Origin of the sequence: Saccharopolyspora gregorii (genome assembly GCF_024734405.1) — a bacterium.
Lineage (GTDB): Bacteria > Actinomycetota > Actinomycetes > Mycobacteriales > Pseudonocardiaceae > Saccharopolyspora_C > Saccharopolyspora_C gregorii.
Genome location: NZ_CP059556.1, coordinates 3,553,203 through 3,569,318, shown reverse-complemented (window position 1 = coordinate 3,569,318; position 16,116 = coordinate 3,553,203). Strand labels below are relative to the sequence as shown.

The following is a 16,116-nucleotide window of genomic DNA, read 5'->3' as shown; positions in this document are numbered from 1 at the left end:
AACCTCCCGTGGTGGCGGGCGCCGATCAGCCGTCCGCGACTAGCCGATCCCTGGCTCCCGCGAACAGCGCGGCGCACGCCTGGACCAGTTCCTCCGGCCGCCGGGTCCGCCCGCTCAGCAGCCAGTCGACCAGCAGGTGGTTGACCGCGCCGACGAGCGCGATCGTCGTCAGCCGCCGCTGCGTGCCCGGTTCGACGTCGCTCAGCCACCTCTCGCCCAGCAGCCCGGCGAACTCGGTGAGCACCGCGTGCCGCCGCGCCTCCAGCGCCGCCGACACCCCGACCACTTCCACCAGCACGATCCGCGCGCGTCGCTGGTTGGCCACCAGGAACCCGACGAAGGCGTCCAGCCCGCGCGGCACCATGTCGGCGGAGCCCTCGTGCCCGGCCACCGCGGCCAGCGTCGTGCCGCGCAGCCCGTCGACGAGCTTGTCGTACACGGCGGTGAGCGCGGCCTCCCGGTCGCGGAAGGACTCGTAGAAGTACCGCTCGGTGAGCCCGGCGTGCGCGCACAGCTGCTTGACCGAGGTCGCCTGGTAGCCGCGGTCGCCGAACAGCTCCTGGGCGGCGTCGAGCAGGGCGGCGCGCCGCTGTCGCGCGCGCTCGGCCGGGTCGAGACCGGCGTAGCGGCGGCCGCCCGGGTTCGGCTGGTTCGCCATCGCGCCCCTTTCGCGGCGAGGAGGACGTCCGCTACCTTATCGATCTGACACGACGTCGTGTCAGATTGGACTGCGAGGTGAGAGCGTGCGGAGGACACCGGCCGGGATGATCATCGCGGTCACCGGCGGCGCCCGCGGCATCGGGCGCGAGATCGCGCGGACGCTGGCCGCGGCCGGCGCCCGCGTCGCCATCGGGGACCGCGACCTGGCGGCCGCCGAACGCACCGCCGCCGAACTTCCCGGCGAACTCGCCGCGTTCCCCACCGACGTCACCGACACCGGCTCGTTCGCGGCCTTCCTCGACGCGGTCGCCGACCGGTGGGGGCCCATCGACGTGCTCGTCAACAACGCGGGCGTGATGTGGGTCGGCCCCTTCGACGAGGAACCGGAGAGCGCCGTGCGCCGCCAGCTGGAGGTGAACGTGCACGGCGTCATCCGCGGCGTCCGGCTCGCCGCCCCCCGGATGCGCGAGCGCGGGCGCGGCCAGATCATCACCATCGCCTCCGGGGCCTCCAAGTTCGCGCCGCCGGGCGAAGCGACCTACGCCGCGACCAAGCACGCCGTGCACGGCTACCTGGACGCGGTGCGCGCCGAGCTGCACGGCAGCGGCGTGCGCCTCTCGCTCGTGCTGCCCGGCGTCGTCGACACCGAGCTCGCCGCGGGCACCGCCACCGGCCCGGTGCGCAGGCTCGCCCCCGCCGAGGTCGGCCGAGCCGTGCTCCGCGTCGTCCGGCGGCCCCGGTTCGAGCTCAGCGTCCCGCGCCGGTTGGGCTTCGCGACCTGGCTCGCCCGCGTCCTGCCCGACCCCGCCCGCTACCGGTTGCAGCGCGTCCTGGTCCCGGACCAGGTCGCCGCGGTCGCCGGGGACACCACCCGCAGCGCGTACGAGGACCGCGCGCTCACCGGAACCGACGAGGAGACCCGATGACGGCGACCGCCGCGCCCACCGTCCGCCCGATCCCCGAGTTCGAGGGGGCGCACGACGTCTGGCCCCGCGGTGACCGCCTGGAAGCGGTGCGCGAGGCGGCCGGCCGCTACCGGGAGCGGTTCCTCTCGCAGGGCACGGTCCGGGCGATCCGCAGCGTCGACATCGCCGCCGCCCCGTACCCGTCGCGGTACGCGTTCCAGGGCTACAACCTGTCCCTCAACCCGATGATCTCCATCATCAACCGGATGTTCGTGATCCAGTTCGAGGGCTTCGACGGGGAGCTCAAGACCCTGGTGTGGGAGCCGACGGTGGCGGCCGGGTCGGCCGAGGCGCCGTTCTACGCGAAGCTGCAACGGCTCGCGGGCGACTTCCTCGCCGACAAGGTCTTCGCCAAGTACTACAACGACCCCGACGAGGTGTTGCCGCGGCTGGGGCTGCGCAACTCCGATGTGGACTACGTCAGCTTCGACCACCTGCACGTCCAGGACGTGCGCATGATCATGGGCAGCGATCGGGTCATCCCCGGTGAGCGGGAGCCCCGCGCGCCGCTGTTCCCCGGCGCGAAGCTGCTGGTGCACCGCAAGGAACTCGCCACCCTCGAATCCCCGCACCCCATGCAGTGGGCGTGGTACGTCGATGGCGGCATGGACGGCGTGCCCGCCGAACGCCTCGAAGTGCTCGACGGCGACGTGGAGCTCGGCGTCGGCGTGAGCCTGCTGTGGACGCCAGGGCACACCGACGGCAACCACTCGCTGGTGGTCAACACGCCCGACGGGGTGTGGGTGTCCTCGGAGAACGGGATGGCCGCCGACAGCTGGCAGCCCGAACTCTCCAAGATCCCCGGGGTGAAGCAGCAGGCCCGGTTCTTCAACCGGGAAGTGGTGCTCAACGCCAACACGCTGGAGGACTCGCTGGACCAGTACGACTCGATGGTCAAGGAGAAGACCATGGCCTCCCGGTCGTCCCGCGACCCGCGCTGGCTGCAGATCATCCCGTCCTCGGAATGCGCCGACTGGAAGCGGCAGTGGCCGGTGGTGCCCACCTTCACCCACGGCGGGCTGGACTACGGGGAGATCTCCACGCGGCGGGCCTGAGCGGTCGCTCCCGGCTTCCGCCGCCCGTGCTGCTGGGGCCGTGCGGCGCTGGGGGTGGCGGAACCTCGGGGCCGGTCCGGGAGCCTGCCCGGCTTGGTGTCGTTGTCCTGCCGGCGGCGGACACCGCTGAGATTCCGCTACCCGAGCATCAGCCACACGAGTGGGAAGGCAGGCAGTGAGGTTCCGCCACCCGAGCCCCGAGCAGCGGGAGCGGCGGAGTCACCCGGCCTGGGTGTTGTCCTTCTGGCTGCCCCAGCCGTGCCAGCGGTCGATCTCGACCACGGCGGTGACCCGGGAGCGCTCCCGGTCGGGGTAGGGGCTGCCGAGGTAGTGCTGGGCGAGCCGGTCGATGTCCACCAGACCGGGGTCGTCGCGCAGCTCGGTGACCCGGCCGATCAGGGTGACGTGGGTGTACCAGTCCGCGGCGTCGAGCACCGTCAGCGAGACCCGCGGGTCCCGGCGGAGGTGGCCGAGCCGCTTGCGCCCCTCGTCCATGTTCACCAGCACCACGCCGTCGTCCCACAGGTACCAGGTGGCGGCGGAGACGGGCTGCCCGTCGGAGCGCAGGGTGGTGATCGTCGACGGGTTCGGCTTGCGCAGCAAGGCGATCGTCTCGTCGGGGAGCGGTGGCGTGGACATGCGGGTCCTCCCTGTTGCGTCGGTCGGTGCGGCCCCCGCCAACCTACCGGCGCGGACCGCCCGCCGCCCGGACCGCTGGTGGTCCACTGTGGAGCGGCCGGTGGATCGCCGCCGCACCGTTCGGGGCGGCGGCGATCGGTGCCGCACTAATCGATCGGGCAGGTGTCCCGGTACTCGGCGATCTCCGGCCCGCTCGGCGGCGGGCAGAGGAACCGCTCGTAGCGGGTGTCCTCGTCGAGGAAGCGCTTGAGCCAGGCGATGCCCGTCTTCGCGATCGTGGTGTTGGCCGTGTTCGGCGCGAGGTGCCCGGCCCCGGCCAGTTCGAGGTAGGCCTTGTCCGGTTCGCCGGGCAGGCTCTCGTAGAACGGCTCCGCGTGCGAGCGGACCGGCGCCACCGAGTCCCGCTCCGCGCCGATGATCAGCGTCGGGGTCCGCACGCCGGACCAGTCCTTCCTGGTGTGCCACGGGGTGAGCGGGATCGCGGCCCGCAGGTCCGGGTCCGCGACGACGGCCTCCAGCGAGCCGCCGCCGCCCATCGAGTGGCCGACGACGCCGAGGCGGTCGGCGTCCACGCGGTCCCGCACGGCCGAGTCCGCGGTCAGGTGGTCGAGCGCGGCGAGCAGCTGGCGCCCGCGCGAACCCGGCTGGTCGGTGGGAGTGAAGGTGTCGATGGTGAACACCACGAAGCCCTGCGAGGCCAGCCGCGGCCCGTACCAGGCCATCGAGGACTGGTCGCCGGTGTAGCCGGGGGAGACGGCCACGGCGCCGAAGGTGCCTTCGGAGGTGTCGGTCGGGTAGTAGATCGTGCCGCCGCCGAAGCCGTCGACGGCGCTGCGCGGCACCACGTCCCGCGCGATGTCGAACGGACCCAGCGGCGCCGCCAGGCTCTCGTCGGTCGGGTCGGGTCCGCGCTGGAAGGAGTCGTCCGCGGCTCGGGCCACCGGTGACCCGCCCGCCAGCAGGCCGAGCATCGCCGCCAGGGCGATCAGCGTCCGGCGGCCGCGGTGCGGCGGGGGAGGCGTTGCGGTCATGAACCACGCCTTTCTCGAAGCGGATCGGGGTCGCGGGCACCGGAGGGGCGTGCCCGATTGATCACCTTCGGAGGATCTTGCCGGATTCGCGGGGCGTCAAGAAAACGTTTTCGCCCTCCGGATCTCGCTTCCCACGCCTGACATCGATGTCCGAGGTGAATCGAGAAAGCGTTGACATCGATGACAACGGGGCGGTTTCGTGTCCCCAGCCGGCGACGAGGCCGGCGCTCAGCGGCAGAAGGAGCGTGCCGAGGTGGACTTCGCAGCGACCGAAGCGGTCGTCGGCATCGACGTGGGCAGCACCGAGATCAAGGTGCTGGTCGCCGATCGGGCCGGCGTCGTGCTGAGCCTCCGGCGCACTCCGACGCAGTGGCACCGCACCGCGGACGGGCACAGCGAACTGCCCGCCGGCCTGCTGCTGGAACGGGTGCTGTCCGCGATGACCGACGCGGTCCAGGTGGCCGAGCGGTCCGCAGGCGCGCTGCGCGTCGTCTCCGCCGCGATCACCGGGATGGCCGAGTCCGGCGTGCTGCTCGACCGCGGCGGCGAGCCGATGCACCCGGTGATCGCCTGGTTCGACCAGCGCGGCGGCGCCGAACTCGCCGCGCTGCCCGCGGACCTTGCGGGCGAGTTCAGCGCGCACACCGGGCTGCCGCTGAGCCCGCTGTGCTCGTTCGCCAAGCTCGGCTGGCTCGTCGGGCGCGGACTTCCGCCGCAGCGGGCCGGAACCTGGCTCAACGTCCCCGAATTCGTCGCGCACGCGCTCGGCGGGCGGCCCGTCACCGAACCCTCGCTGGCCTCCCGTACCGGCCTGCTGGACCAGGTGACCGAGCAGCCGTGGGACCCGGCGCTGGAACACCTGGCGCTGCCCGCCGCGGTGCTGCCACCGCTCACCACCGCCGGAACGCCGATCGGCACCGTCGACCACCCCGGTGCGCCGGAGGCGGTGCGCGGCGCGGTGCTCACCGTCGCCGGGCACGACCACCCGGTCGCCTCGGTCGCCAGCGGCGTGTGGCACGGCGAGCACCTGTTCGACTCCTGCGGCACCTCCGAGGCGCTGCTGCGCGTCGCGTCCGCACCGCTGCGCGACGAGCAGCGGCGGCGGCTCACCGCCGAGGGCGTCGCGCAGGGCCTGCACGTGCTGCCCGGCCGCCGCCTGCTGCTCGGCGGCACCCGGGGCGGGCTGCTGCTCGACCAGGTCCTCGCGCTGCTGGGCCGCAAGGACCAACCCGCCAGGGCCGAACTCGACCGCGACTGGCTGGCCCGCACCCCGGACCCGGGCTCGGTGCGGATCACCGGCGCGCACGCCCGCAGCGAGCACGTCGACGTGCGCCTCGGCGGGGACGACGCCACCCCGCTGGACGTCTGGTCCGCCGCCCTCGCCCACGCCATGGCCGAGACCGACGCGGTCATCGCGCTGATGGCCGCCGAAGCCGGACCGCACGAACACGTCACCGCCGCCGGCGGCTGGACCCGGATGGGCAGCTTCCGCGCGGTGAAGGAACGCAGCCTCCCGGCGGTCCGCTACGCGCGGATCGACCAGCCCAGCGCCTACGGCGCCGCCATCTTCGCCGCCCGCGCCGCCGCGCACGGCGACGGCGATACCGCGCTGTCCGCAGTGGACATCGCGCGTCGGTTCACCGAGCACACCCTCGACCCCATCGGAGCAGAACTATGACCGCGGCACTCGCCGACATCGCCCAGTCCGACGGCACCTTCGCCATCGTCGCCCTCGACCAGCGCAACACCCTGCGCCGCATGTTCACCGCGGCGGGCCAGCCCATCGACGACGACCTGCTGCGCGCGTTCAAGGGCGACGTCATCGGCGGCCTCTCGCCCAGCGCCAGCGGGCTGCTCGTCGACCCCGACTTCGGCGTCCCGGCCGCCATCGCCGACGGCAACCTCGCCCCCGGTGCCGGACTCGCGGTCGCCGCCGAACCGTCCGACCGCGGCAAGTTCGGCGACGAACCGCTCACCCGGCGCGAACCCGCGCAGGACGCCCGCTGGGTGCGCGACATGGGCGGGCACGCGGTGAAGTTCTTCGTGCAGCTGCGCGCCGACCGGGACCCCGAGCTCGGCGGCCGCGACGTCTCCGCGGAGGCGCTGGCCGCCGCCGCCGAGGTCGTGGCGGACTGCCGCACCGAGGGCGTGCCCTCGGTGGTCGAGAACCTGATCTACCCGCTGCCCGGGGAAGGCGAACTGACCCCGGACGCGCGCGCCGACGCGATCATCGAATCCGCCCGCGCCCTCGACGAGCTCAAGCCCGACCTGCTCAAGCTGGAGTACCCCGGCTCGGCCGAAGCCTGCCGCCGGATCGCCGAGGCCGTCAGCGTGCCGTGGGTCGTGCTCTCGGCGGGTGTCGGCTTCGACGAGTTCAAGGACGTGCTGCGGATCTCCTGCGACGAAGGCGGCGCCTCCGGCTTCATCGCCGGCCGCGCGTTCTGGAAGGACGCCGTGCTGCTCGACCAGCCCGACCGGCGGCCGTTCCTCGCCGACACCGCGCGGCGCAGGCTCGACGAGTGCGTCGCCGCGATCCAGGGCCGCGCCACCCCGCACGCCGCAGTCTGACGTCCCCCGGTGGCCGTCCCGCCCGGGCGGCCACCGCTCTTTCCCGGCAGCGTCGCCGGAGAAACGAGGTACGACCGTGACCACCACGTCACCCGCACCAGCCCCTGCTCGTTCGCCCGCGGCGGCCGTCACCGGAGCCGCGGTCGTCGCGGCCCTCGGCGGGCTGCTGTTCGGATACGACACCGGTGTCATCTCGGCAGCCCTGCTCTACATCGCCCCGCAGTTCGCGCTCTCCGAGCTGTGGCAGCAGGTCGTGGTGGCCTCGCTGCTGGTCGGCGCGATCGTCGGCGTCGGGCTCGGCGGCATCATCGCCGACGCGCTCGGCCGCAGGCGCACCCTGTCGATCACCAGCGTCGTCTTCACCGCCGGTGCGGTGATCTCCGCGCTGGCGCCGGACCTGGCGACCCTGCTGGGCTCGCGGCTGCTGCTCGGCTTCGCGATCGGCACCGCCTCGCTGTCGGTGCCCGCCTACATCGCCGAGATCGCCCCGCCGGAGAAGCGCGGCAGCCTGGTCTCGATCAACCAGATCATGATCAGCTCCGGGATCCTGCTGTCCTACGTGTCCGGTTTCCTGCTCGCCGAGGCGGGCGCGTGGCGCTGGATGCTCGGTCTGGCGGGCATCCCGTCGCTGCTGATGTTCTTCGGCCTGTTCGGGCTGCCGGAGAGCCCGCGGTGGCTCGTCGCGCGCGGCCGGACCGACGAGGCCCGCGCCGTGCTGCGGCGCATCGTCGGCGCCGACCGCGTCGATGCGGAGCTGAGCACGCTGTCCGGCGCGGTCACGGCCGAGGACTCGGTGACCTACCGGGACGTGCTCAAGCCCGCGATGCGCCCGGCGATCTACCTCGGCATCGGGGTGGCGGCGGTGAACCAGCTCGTCGGCGTCAACGCCATCACCTACTACGCGCCGACGCTGCTGACCAAGGCCGGGTTCGGGGCGTCCGCGGCGATCCTGTCCTCGGTGGGCATCGGCGTGGCGAACGTGGTGTTCACCCTCGTCGGGCTGCTGCTGGTGGACCGGATCGGGCGGCGGCCGCTGCTGCTGGTCGGCCTCGGCGGCGTGGTGGCCTCGCTGGTCGGCATCGGGCTGCTGTACGCGGTCACCGACCTCAGCGGTGGCTGGGGCGTCGCGCTGGTCGCGCTGCTGATCACCTACGAGGCGATGTTCTCGGCGAGCATCGGGCTGGCCATGTGGCTGATCAACAGCGAGATCTTCCCGACCGCGCTGCGCGGGAAGGCGGGCAGCTTCGGGATGTTCACGCACTGGGGCCTGAACCTGATCATCTCACTGACGGTGCTCAGCGCGTTCGAGGCGTTCACGCCCAGCGGGTTGTTCTGGCTCTACGCGGTGTTCGGCCTGATCGGCTTCTGGTACCTGAAGAAGTACCTGCCGGAGACCCGCGGCCGCACCCTGGAAGAGGTCGAGGCCGTGCTGCGGGCCAGGGCGCGGCGATGAGCCCGCTCGCCCTGTTCGTCAGCGGCGCCCCGGCGAGCGGCAAGAGCACGCTCGCCGGGGTGGCCGCCGGCCGGTGGGGCGCGGCGCTGCTGGACCTGGACGTGCTGGCCGGGCCGCTGACCGCCCTGCTCGGCGAGATCAGCGGCAGCGCCACCCCCGACAGCCCGTGGATGCGGGAGCACGCCCGCACCGCCCGCTACGAATCGCTGCTGGGCACCGCGCTGGACACGGTGCGCACCGGCACCTCGGCGGTGCTCGTCGCTCCGTTCACCGCCGAACGCACCGACCCGGCCGCGTGGGAGGCGGTCGCCGCCCGGTTCCGCGCCACCGGTGCCGAACCCGTGCTGGTGTGGGTCGACTGCCCGCCCGAGGTGGCGCTGCGGCGGATGCGCGCACGCGCCGCCGCCCGGGACGCGGCGAAGCTCGCCGACCCCGCGCAGGTCCGGGCCGCGCGCGCGGACCCGCCGCGCACGCCCCACGTTAGAGTGGACGCGACCCGGCCGATCGCGGCGCAGCTCACCGAGCTGGACCGCGGCCTGACGGAAAGGAACTCGGCGTGCCAGCAGGCGACGTCACGCTCTACGACGTGGCCACCGCGGCCGGAGTGAGCCCCAAGACCGTCTCCCGCGTGATCAACGGCGCGGCCGGGGTCTCGGCGAGCACTCGCGACCAGGTGCAGGCCGTCATCGAAGAGCTGAACTACCGCCCCAACTTCCACGCCCGCTCGCTGCGCGTCGGCCGGGACGAGGCGATCGGCGTGGTGCTGGAATCCCTCTCCGACCCGTTCTTCGCCGAGATGGCCAGCGTCATCGAGCGGTGCGCGCTGGAACGCGGGCACGCGGTGCTCGTCTCCAGCGTCGGCGGCGACCCGGACCGGGAGCACGCGCTGGTGGAGAGCCTGCTGCAGCGCCAGGTCTCCGGGCTGATCATGGTGCCGGTGAGCCGCGACCAGAGCTACCTGCGCGCCGTCGCCGGCACCACGCCGGTCGTGTTCGCCGACCGCCCGGCGCGACCGGCGGCCGGGCTGGGCACCACGGTGCTCGGCGACGACTTCGGCGCCGCCGAGGCCGCCACCCGGCACCTGCTGCACTCCGGGCACACCCGGATCGCGCTCATCGGCGACCGGCCCGACGTCTACACCACCGGTGAACGCATCCGCGGTTACCGCAGCGCGATGGAGAGCTCCCGCGTCGGCGTGGACGAGACCCTGGTCAAGACCGGCCTGTCCAGCGCCGCCGAAGCGCGCAGCGCGCTGGACGAGCTGCTGCGCTCCGCCGCACCGCCGACCGCGGTGCTGTCCTCCAACGCCCGCTGCTCGCTGGGCGTGGTGCCGGCGCTGCACGCGCGCGGGCGCACCGACATCGCGTTCATCAGCTTCGGCGACTTCCCGATGGCCGATTCGCTGTACCCGGCGGTGTCCGTCGTGGACCAGTCGCCGGAGGTCGTCGCCCGCACCGCCACCGAGGAGCTGTTCAAGCAGCTCGACGGCACCGCGGGCACCGGCGCCACGCTGACCCTCCCGCTGCGGCTGACCGCCCGCGGCTCCGGCGAGATCCCGCTCTCGGCGGTGGGGCGGTAGGTCAGCTCAGCTCCTCGTTGTGCTTGTCCTGCACCCGGATGGCCAGCAGGGCACCGCTGTCGTCCATGTGAACGACGCCGTTCCACTGCTTCGCGATGGCCTTCCTCTTGCGGTTCCAGGCCGCCAACAGCTCCGGCAGATTCGCTTCGTGCTCATCGAGACGCTTGTCCTTGAGCAGCAGGTACTGGTCCTCGACGAGCGCGGAGAACACCTCGACGCGTCGCTTGTTCAACCGGAAGACCTGGTCCGTGCCGACGAACGGCACTCCCTGGAGCGTGATGGTCGCGTCGCAGTCGAGGCCGGGCACCGGCGAGCCGGTTGCTCCGAGGCGCTTCCGCTGGCGTTCCGTGAGGAGTTCGCCCGCTGCTTCCCGGTTTCCGGCGAAGGTGAGCAGCGAGGCAGCGGCGGTGCGGGTGAGGATTCGGGACAGCCGTCCCCACTCCTGCTTCGGAACGGCGAACCCCGGACGCTGGCTCGGTCGTCCACCGGCGTCCTTCGTGTCGATCCAGGGAGGCAGGTCGAGGTCGGTGACCGGCCGGGAGGTGTCCAGCGCGGATCGCCCCGGAACGGCGAGGACACCGTTTCCTTCGGTCACGAGGACGCGGGTCGTGATCGGATCGTGCTTGAGCAGGCTCGTCGTCAGCATCATCGCGGGAAGCGGTTCTCCCGCACTGTCCGATTCACCGAGCAGGACCGTGGTAACCCGTTGCTGGGACCGAGCGAGCTGCGCGTACTGGGACTCGATCTCGCCGTGCGATCCCCTGGAATCGACGGCGATGAGCCGAAGCGGAGCGCCCGGTTTCCGCCCGATGATGAAGTAGTTCGGGCGCAGCGCGCTGCTTCCGGCGGCAGGTCTACCTCCCTTCGCCGCGCGGAACGTGCTGAGGACGATCTCCGCATCCACGACGTCGAACCGGTGATCGGGATGTCGTTCGCGCAGCATGCGCGTCGCCGCAGTGAGCCCGAACGCAGTGCCGAGGTCACGCGCCTGCGTTCCTCGCTTGTGGGAGTTCCAGTTCTTCCCTTCCTCGCTCAGCCTCATCCGCCCGTCATCGTCGGATTCGAGCGCCGTGACGTAGCGCAAGCAGTCCCAGTGCTGTGCGAACGACCGGGCCGAGCCCTGTCCAGCGAGGGAGACCGCGCGCGCGAAGGTGTGCAGCAGTTGCCAGGGAGCTACCGGAACTTCGCCCTGCGGCATGCCCGGTAGCGGAAGGACCTGCTTGGGACGGAAGTGCGGGCGCTGACGCTTCTTGATGCGGTCGCGATCGAGCCCTTGCGTTCTGCTCCGCGCCTTTGCCATGAGCTCTGCCGTGGAGTCGAGGTTCGTGGCCGAATCCTCGTCGAGATCGTCGATCGCCTGGTAAGCGTCCACGCACCCTCCACAACATCGTGATCAGCAGGACCGCCCCCAACTCACCACACCGCCCGCCCTGTTGTCGGCGTCCGTTCGGTTGACGTTCGGAGCAGTGGTTTCCGCAGGTGAGCGGTCCTCCGATCGGCGCAGGGTTGCTGCATCCGGGACGGTCGCGGCACGCCGCGGTGGCGCACCGCGAGGGGCCGGTGCGCCGGAAGCAGGACGGTGGTTCAGCCGCCGAGGTGGGGGAGGACGAGTTCGCGGTAGCGGGCGGTCATGGTGGCGAGGACGTGGTCGCCGGGGGTGGCCCAGACGTCGGCGTTGAAGATCTCCACCTCGACGTCACCGGAGTAGCCGGTGGCGGCGACGAGCCGGCTGAGCTCCGCGAAATCGATCACGCCGTCGCCCATCATGCCGCGGGACAGCAGCGGATCCGGCGCGATCGGGAGCAGGAAGTCGCACACCTGGTAGGCGGCGATGCGGCCTTCGCGCCCGGCGCGGGCGATGCTCACCGCCAGCCGGGGGTCCCAGAACACGTGGAAGGAGTCCACCACGACGGCGACCGCGTCCGCCGGGTGCGGCCGCGCCAGGTCCAGCGCTTGTTCTACTGTGGACAGAACGGCCCTGTCGGCGGCGTACATCGGGTGCAGCGCCTCCAGCGCCAGCCGCACCCCGTGCTCGCGGGCGACCGGGACCAGCTCGGCGATCCGGTCCGCGACCCGCGCCCGCGCGTCCGCGAGCCCGCGTTCCCCGGCCGGGAGTCCGCCGACCACGACGACCAGCACGTCGGTGCCGAGCGCGGCGGCTTCGGCGATCGCAGCCCGGTTGTCGGCCAGCGCCGCGCGCGCCCCGGCCGGGTCGGCGGCGGTGAGGAAGCCGCCGCGGCACAGGCTGGAGACCCGCAAACCCGCGTCCCGCACGACCTTCGCGGCGGTCGCCGCTCCCACTTCGGCGACGCGGTCGCGCCACAGCCCCACGGCGGGCAACCCGGCGCGGGCCGCGCCGTCCACCGCCTCCCGCAGCGTCCACGCCTTCGTCGTCGCGGTGTTCAGCGACAGCCGGTCCAGGCCGCTCACGCCGCCACCCCGCTCACCAGCAGGAAGGACCGCATCCGCGTGGCCGCCAGGTCCGGGTCGGCCAGCAGGCCCGCCCGGTCGGCCAGCCGGAACACCTCCGCCAGGTGCGGCACCGAGCGGCCCGCGTGCAGGCCGCCGGCCATCGCGAAGCCCGGTTGGTGCCCGTTGAGCCAGGACAGGAACGCGATCCCGGTCTTGTAGTGGAACGTCGGACGCTCGAACACCGTGCGCGCCAACGGTTCCGTGCCGTCCAGGATGGACCTCGCGGTGCTCGGATCGTCCCGGTCGAGGGCTTGGATCGCGGCCGAGGCGGCCGGGTGGATCGCCGCGAAGATCCCCAGCAGCGCGTCCGAGTGCCCGGTGCCGTCGCCGACGACGAGCCGCGAGTAGTGGAAGTCGTCCCCGGTGTAGAGGCGCACCCCCGGCGGCAGCGCCCGGCGCAGCGCGACCTCGTGCTCGGCGTCGAGCAGCGAGACCTTCACCCCGTCCACCTTCTCCGGCCGCTCCCGGACGATCCGCAGGAACGCCTCGGTCGCCGCCGCCACGTCCGAGCTGCCCCAGTACCCGGCCAGCAGCGGATCGAACATCGGGCCCAGCCAGTGCAGGATCAGCGGCGCGTCGGCTTCGGCCAGCAGCGCGCCGTAGACCTCGGCGTAGTCGTCGGCCGAGCGCGCCACCGCGGCCAGCGCACGGGAGGCCATCACGATCGCCACGGCACCGCTGCCCGCCACGAGCGCCAGCTGCTCCCGGTAGGCGCGCAGCACCACGTCCAGCCCGGCGCGCCCGGACGGCAGCGCGGTGAGGTCGAGCTGGTCGGTGCCGGCGCCGGCCGCGATCGCACCGCCGCAGGACCGCGCCTCCGCCGTCGACCTGCGCACCAGTTCGGCCGCCTGCGCCCAGCCGACGCCCGCGCCGCGCTGCGCGGTGTCCATCGCCTCGGCGACCCCGAGCCCGCTCGCCCAGATCCGGTGCCGGGCCGCCAGCGTCGCGTCCCAGTCGACGTCGGCGGGGGCGCCGGGCACGTTCTCGCCCAGCACCCGGGGCACCACGTGCGCGGCCGCGTACGCGACGCGGGAGCGCAGCGGCCCGTCCGGTTCCGGCCAGTCCGGCGGCGCGGCGAGCCGGTGCTCCACCAGGCTCCCGTCCGCGGTCGGCAGCAGCAGCACGGTCACAGGACCACCTCGTCGAGCTCGACGCGGCGGCCCTCGCGGGAGGACGCCAACCCGGCCTCGGCGAGCCGCAACCCGCGCACCCCGGCCGAGAAGTCGTACGGGTGGTCGCCGTCGTCGTGCAGGTGGCGGACGAACTGCTCCCACTGCGCCCGGAAACCGTTGGTGGGCGGGCCGTCGTCCGGCACCTCCGGCCACTGCTCGCGGAACGGCGTCGCCTCCACCAGGTCCGGGTTCCACACCGGGGCGGGGGTGTGCGCGCGGTGCTGCGCGCGGCAGCGGTGCAGCCCGGCGACCGCGCTGCCGTGGGTGCCGTCGACGTGGAACTCGACCAGCTCGTCGCGGTGCACCCGCGTCGCCCACGAGGAGTTCAGCTGGGCTACGACACCACCGGCGAGTTCGAAGGTGGCGTAGGCGGCGTCGTCGGCGGTAGCGGCGTAGCCCCGGCCCTGCTCGTCCCAGCGCCGCGGGATGTGCGTGACGACCCGGGCGGTGACCGCCTCGACCCGGCCGAACAGGTTCTCCAGCAGGTAGTTCCAGTGCGGGAACATGTCGGTGGTGATCCCGCCGCCGTCCTCGGCGCGGTAGTTCCAGCTCGGCCGTTGCGCCGGGCGCAGGTCGCCCTCGAACACCCAGTAGCCGAACTCGCCGCGCACGGACAGGATCCGCCCGAAGAACCCGGAGTCCACCAGGCGCCGCAGCTTCAGCAGGCCCGGCAGGTAGAGCTTGTCGTGCACCACCCCGGCGCGGATGCCCGCGTCGCGCGCGGCGCGGGCGAGCCGCAACGCGCCGGGGACGTCCGCGGCGATGGGCTTCTCGGTGTAGACGTGCTTGCCCGCGGCGATCGCCCTGGTGATGGCCGCTTCGCGCGCGGAGGTGACCTGCGCGTCGAAGTAGAGCCGGTCGGCGTCCTCGGACAGCGCGGTGTCCAGGTCCGTCGTCCAGCGGTCCAGGTCGTGGCGCGCGGCGAGCTCGGCGAGCTTCGCCGGATCGCGGCCGACGAGGATCGGGTCGAGCCGCACCCGGGTGCCGTCGGAGAGCGGCACCCCGCCCTGCTCCCGGAGGTCGAGGATCGACCGGATCAGGTGCTGCCGGTGGCCCATCCTGCCGGTGACGCCGTTCATCACGACGCCCAGCCTTCGCTCGGTCATGCGGTACCGCCCTTCTGGAAAGCGCTTACCGAAACGGTAAGCGCAACAGGGCTTCCAGAACAAGACACCCCGGAAAGCGCTTCCCGCAACGCCGCCCCCCACCCCCACCCAGGTGAGTGGCCCACCCGCCCAACAACACCGGTCGAACGAGCCGCTCACCTCCCCGAACACACCCCCACGCCACAGGTGAGTGGCCCACCCGCCCAGCTGGATTGGGCGAACGGGCCACTCACCTGGCGTGGGGCGCCGCGTGCACTTCAGGTGGGTGGGCCGCCTGCCCAGTGGGGGTGGGTGAGTGGGGCGCTCACCTGGTGCGGTGGGGAGGGGTGCGCTGGGGACGGGTCAGCGGGTGGGAGTGCTCTCGCGGAGCACGACTTCGCCGCGGACCTTGCGGCGGCGCGGCTTCTCCTGCTCGGCGCCCAGCACCAGGTCCAGCGCCATCCGGCCCATCTCCGCCAGCGGCAGCCGGACCGTGGTCAACCCGGGGGTGACGTCGCGCAGGGTCGAGATGTCGTCGAACCCGGCCACCGCGACGTCCTGCGGCACCCGCACGCCGCGCTCCCGGCAGGCCGCCATCGCGCCCAGCGCCATCAGGTCGTTGATCGCGAACACGACGTCGACGTCCGGATGCTCGTCCAGCACCCGGTGCATCGCCCGGGAACCCCCGTCGCGGCTGAACTCTTCGGCCGCGCACACCGGCTCCCCGCTCGCCGATCTCCGCCACCCGGCGAGGAAACCGTCCCGCCGGTCCCGCGAGACCAGCAGCCGCTCCGGCCCGGTGAGCACCGCGGGCCGCCGGTAGCCGAGCTCGGCGAGCCGCGCCGCCAGGTCCTGGGCGCCGCGACGGTTGTCCACCACCACGGTGTCCACCGGCAGCCGCGGTTCGCTGATCGCGGCGACCCGGCCCCCGGCCGCGGTGAACGGCTCCACGTGCGCGGCGAGTTCCCGCAGGTGGGCCCGGTCGTTGATCCGGCTGCCCGCCAGCACGATCGCCCGGCCGCGCTGGCGGCGCAGCGCGGCCAGCAGCTCCAGCTCCCGCTCGGGCCTGCCGCCGGTGCTGCACAGCATCACCAGCAGCCCGTGCTCCTCGGCGGCGGTGGCCAGTCCGGCGGCGATGGTGGAGAAGTAGGGGTCGGCGATGTCGTTGACCAGCAGCCCCACCAGGTCCGTGGAGCCCTTGGCCATCGACTGCGCCTGCGCGTTCGGGGTGTAGCCGAGCCGCGCGGCGGCGGCCAGCGTCCGGTCGTGCAGCTCGGCCCGCACGACCCGCTCGCTGCCGTTGAGGGCGCGGGAGGCCGTGGCGAGGGAGACCCCCGCTTCCTTGGCGACGTCGGTCAAGGTCGCTGCTCGTGCGGCCACCAGGCATCGCTCCTTCCCGGGAATGCGTATTCCGAGGATAGCGCCCGGTACGTCCGG

15 protein-coding genes are annotated in these 16,116 nt (G+C 73.1%); 7 read left to right on the top strand and 8 right to left on the bottom strand.

The features are described 5' to 3' along the window. Positions 1-25: 25 nt before the first annotated feature. Positions 26-658 (bottom strand): TetR/AcrR family transcriptional regulator, encoded by a 633-nt coding sequence (locus H1226_RS15490; RefSeq protein ID WP_258341348.1) that lies wholly within the window; start codon positions 656-658, stop codon positions 26-28. 85 nt (positions 659-743) lie between these two features. Here H1226_RS15490 and H1226_RS15485 point away from each other — a divergent pair, with 85 nt between their 5' ends. Both H1226_RS15485 and H1226_RS15480 read left to right on the top strand, forming a co-directional pair. Then, on the top strand, positions 744-1,586 hold the full coding sequence (locus H1226_RS15485; protein WP_258341347.1) for an SDR family oxidoreductase: 843 nt from the start codon (positions 744-746) through the stop codon (positions 1,584-1,586). Continuing rightward, positions 1,583-2,680 (top strand): MBL fold metallo-hydrolase, encoded by a 1,098-nt coding sequence (locus tag H1226_RS15480; protein WP_258341346.1) that lies wholly within the window; start codon positions 1,583-1,585, stop codon positions 2,678-2,680. Before H1226_RS15485 ends, H1226_RS15480 begins: the two co-directional genes overlap by 4 nt. Positions 2,681-2,899: 219 nt before the next feature. Here the strand turns inward: H1226_RS15480 and H1226_RS15475 are convergent, their stop codons facing one another. Next, the gene (locus H1226_RS15475; RefSeq protein WP_258341345.1) at positions 2,900-3,319 is read right to left on the bottom strand and encodes a PPOX class F420-dependent oxidoreductase; all 420 of its coding nucleotides are present in this window, start codon (positions 3,317-3,319) and stop codon (positions 2,900-2,902) included. A 146-nt stretch (positions 3,320-3,465) separates the two neighbouring features. Beyond that, entirely contained in the window at positions 3,466-4,350 is an 885-nt protein-coding gene (locus H1226_RS15470) for an alpha/beta hydrolase family protein (protein ID WP_258341344.1), read from the bottom strand. A gap of 253 nt (positions 4,351-4,603) precedes the next feature. Between H1226_RS15470 and H1226_RS15465 the strand changes: the two genes are divergently transcribed. The 5 genes from H1226_RS15465 to H1226_RS15445 all read left to right on the top strand — a co-directional run bounded on the left by H1226_RS15465 (position 4,604) and on the right by H1226_RS15445 (position 9,950). Beyond that, on the top strand, positions 4,604-6,028 hold the full coding sequence (locus H1226_RS15465; RefSeq protein WP_258341343.1) for an FGGY family carbohydrate kinase: 1,425 nt from the start codon (positions 4,604-4,606) through the stop codon (positions 6,026-6,028). Next, entirely contained in the window at positions 6,025-6,918 is an 894-nt protein-coding gene (locus tag H1226_RS15460) for a hypothetical protein (protein WP_258341342.1), read from the top strand. Before H1226_RS15465 ends, H1226_RS15460 begins: the two co-directional genes overlap by 4 nt. Before the next feature lie 76 nt (positions 6,919-6,994). Further along, positions 6,995-8,371, top strand: coding sequence for a sugar porter family MFS transporter (locus tag H1226_RS15455; RefSeq protein ID WP_258341341.1), 1,377 nt, complete (start codon positions 6,995-6,997; stop codon positions 8,369-8,371). Continuing rightward, complete coding sequence (locus H1226_RS15450; RefSeq protein ID WP_258341340.1) at positions 8,368-8,979, top strand: AAA family ATPase; 612 nt, start codon at positions 8,368-8,370, stop codon at positions 8,977-8,979. The genes H1226_RS15455 and H1226_RS15450 overlap by 4 nt, the downstream gene beginning before the upstream one ends. Next, a complete protein-coding gene (locus H1226_RS15445; protein WP_224967010.1) occupies positions 8,928-9,950 on the top strand; it encodes a LacI family DNA-binding transcriptional regulator in 1,023 nt (340 codons plus the stop codon). Before H1226_RS15450 ends, H1226_RS15445 begins: the two co-directional genes overlap by 52 nt. Before the next feature lies 1 nt (position 9,951). Here H1226_RS15445 and H1226_RS15440 read toward each other — a convergent pair whose 3' ends face one another. From H1226_RS15440 to H1226_RS15420, 5 genes are all read right to left on the bottom strand, one after another. Next, the gene (locus H1226_RS15440) at positions 9,952-11,322 is read right to left on the bottom strand and encodes a hypothetical protein (protein WP_258341339.1); all 1,371 of its coding nucleotides are present in this window, start codon (positions 11,320-11,322) and stop codon (positions 9,952-9,954) included. 212 nt (positions 11,323-11,534) lie between these two features. Beyond that, positions 11,535-12,371, bottom strand: a complete 837-nt coding sequence (locus tag H1226_RS15435; protein WP_258349426.1) for a sugar phosphate isomerase/epimerase family protein — start codon at positions 12,369-12,371, stop codon at positions 11,535-11,537. A gap of 5 nt (positions 12,372-12,376) precedes the next feature. Then, a complete protein-coding gene (locus H1226_RS15430) occupies positions 12,377-13,552 on the bottom strand; it encodes a dihydrodipicolinate synthase family protein (protein WP_258341338.1) in 1,176 nt (391 codons plus the stop codon). Further along, on the bottom strand, positions 13,549-14,700 hold the full coding sequence (locus H1226_RS15425; RefSeq protein WP_258341337.1) for a Gfo/Idh/MocA family protein: 1,152 nt from the start codon (positions 14,698-14,700) through the stop codon (positions 13,549-13,551). Before H1226_RS15425 ends, H1226_RS15430 begins: the two co-directional genes overlap by 4 nt. A gap of 342 nt (positions 14,701-15,042) precedes the next feature. Beyond that, the gene (locus tag H1226_RS15420) at positions 15,043-16,059 is read right to left on the bottom strand and encodes a LacI family DNA-binding transcriptional regulator (RefSeq protein ID WP_258341336.1); all 1,017 of its coding nucleotides are present in this window, start codon (positions 16,057-16,059) and stop codon (positions 15,043-15,045) included. Between the last annotated feature and the right edge of the window lie 57 nt (positions 16,060-16,116).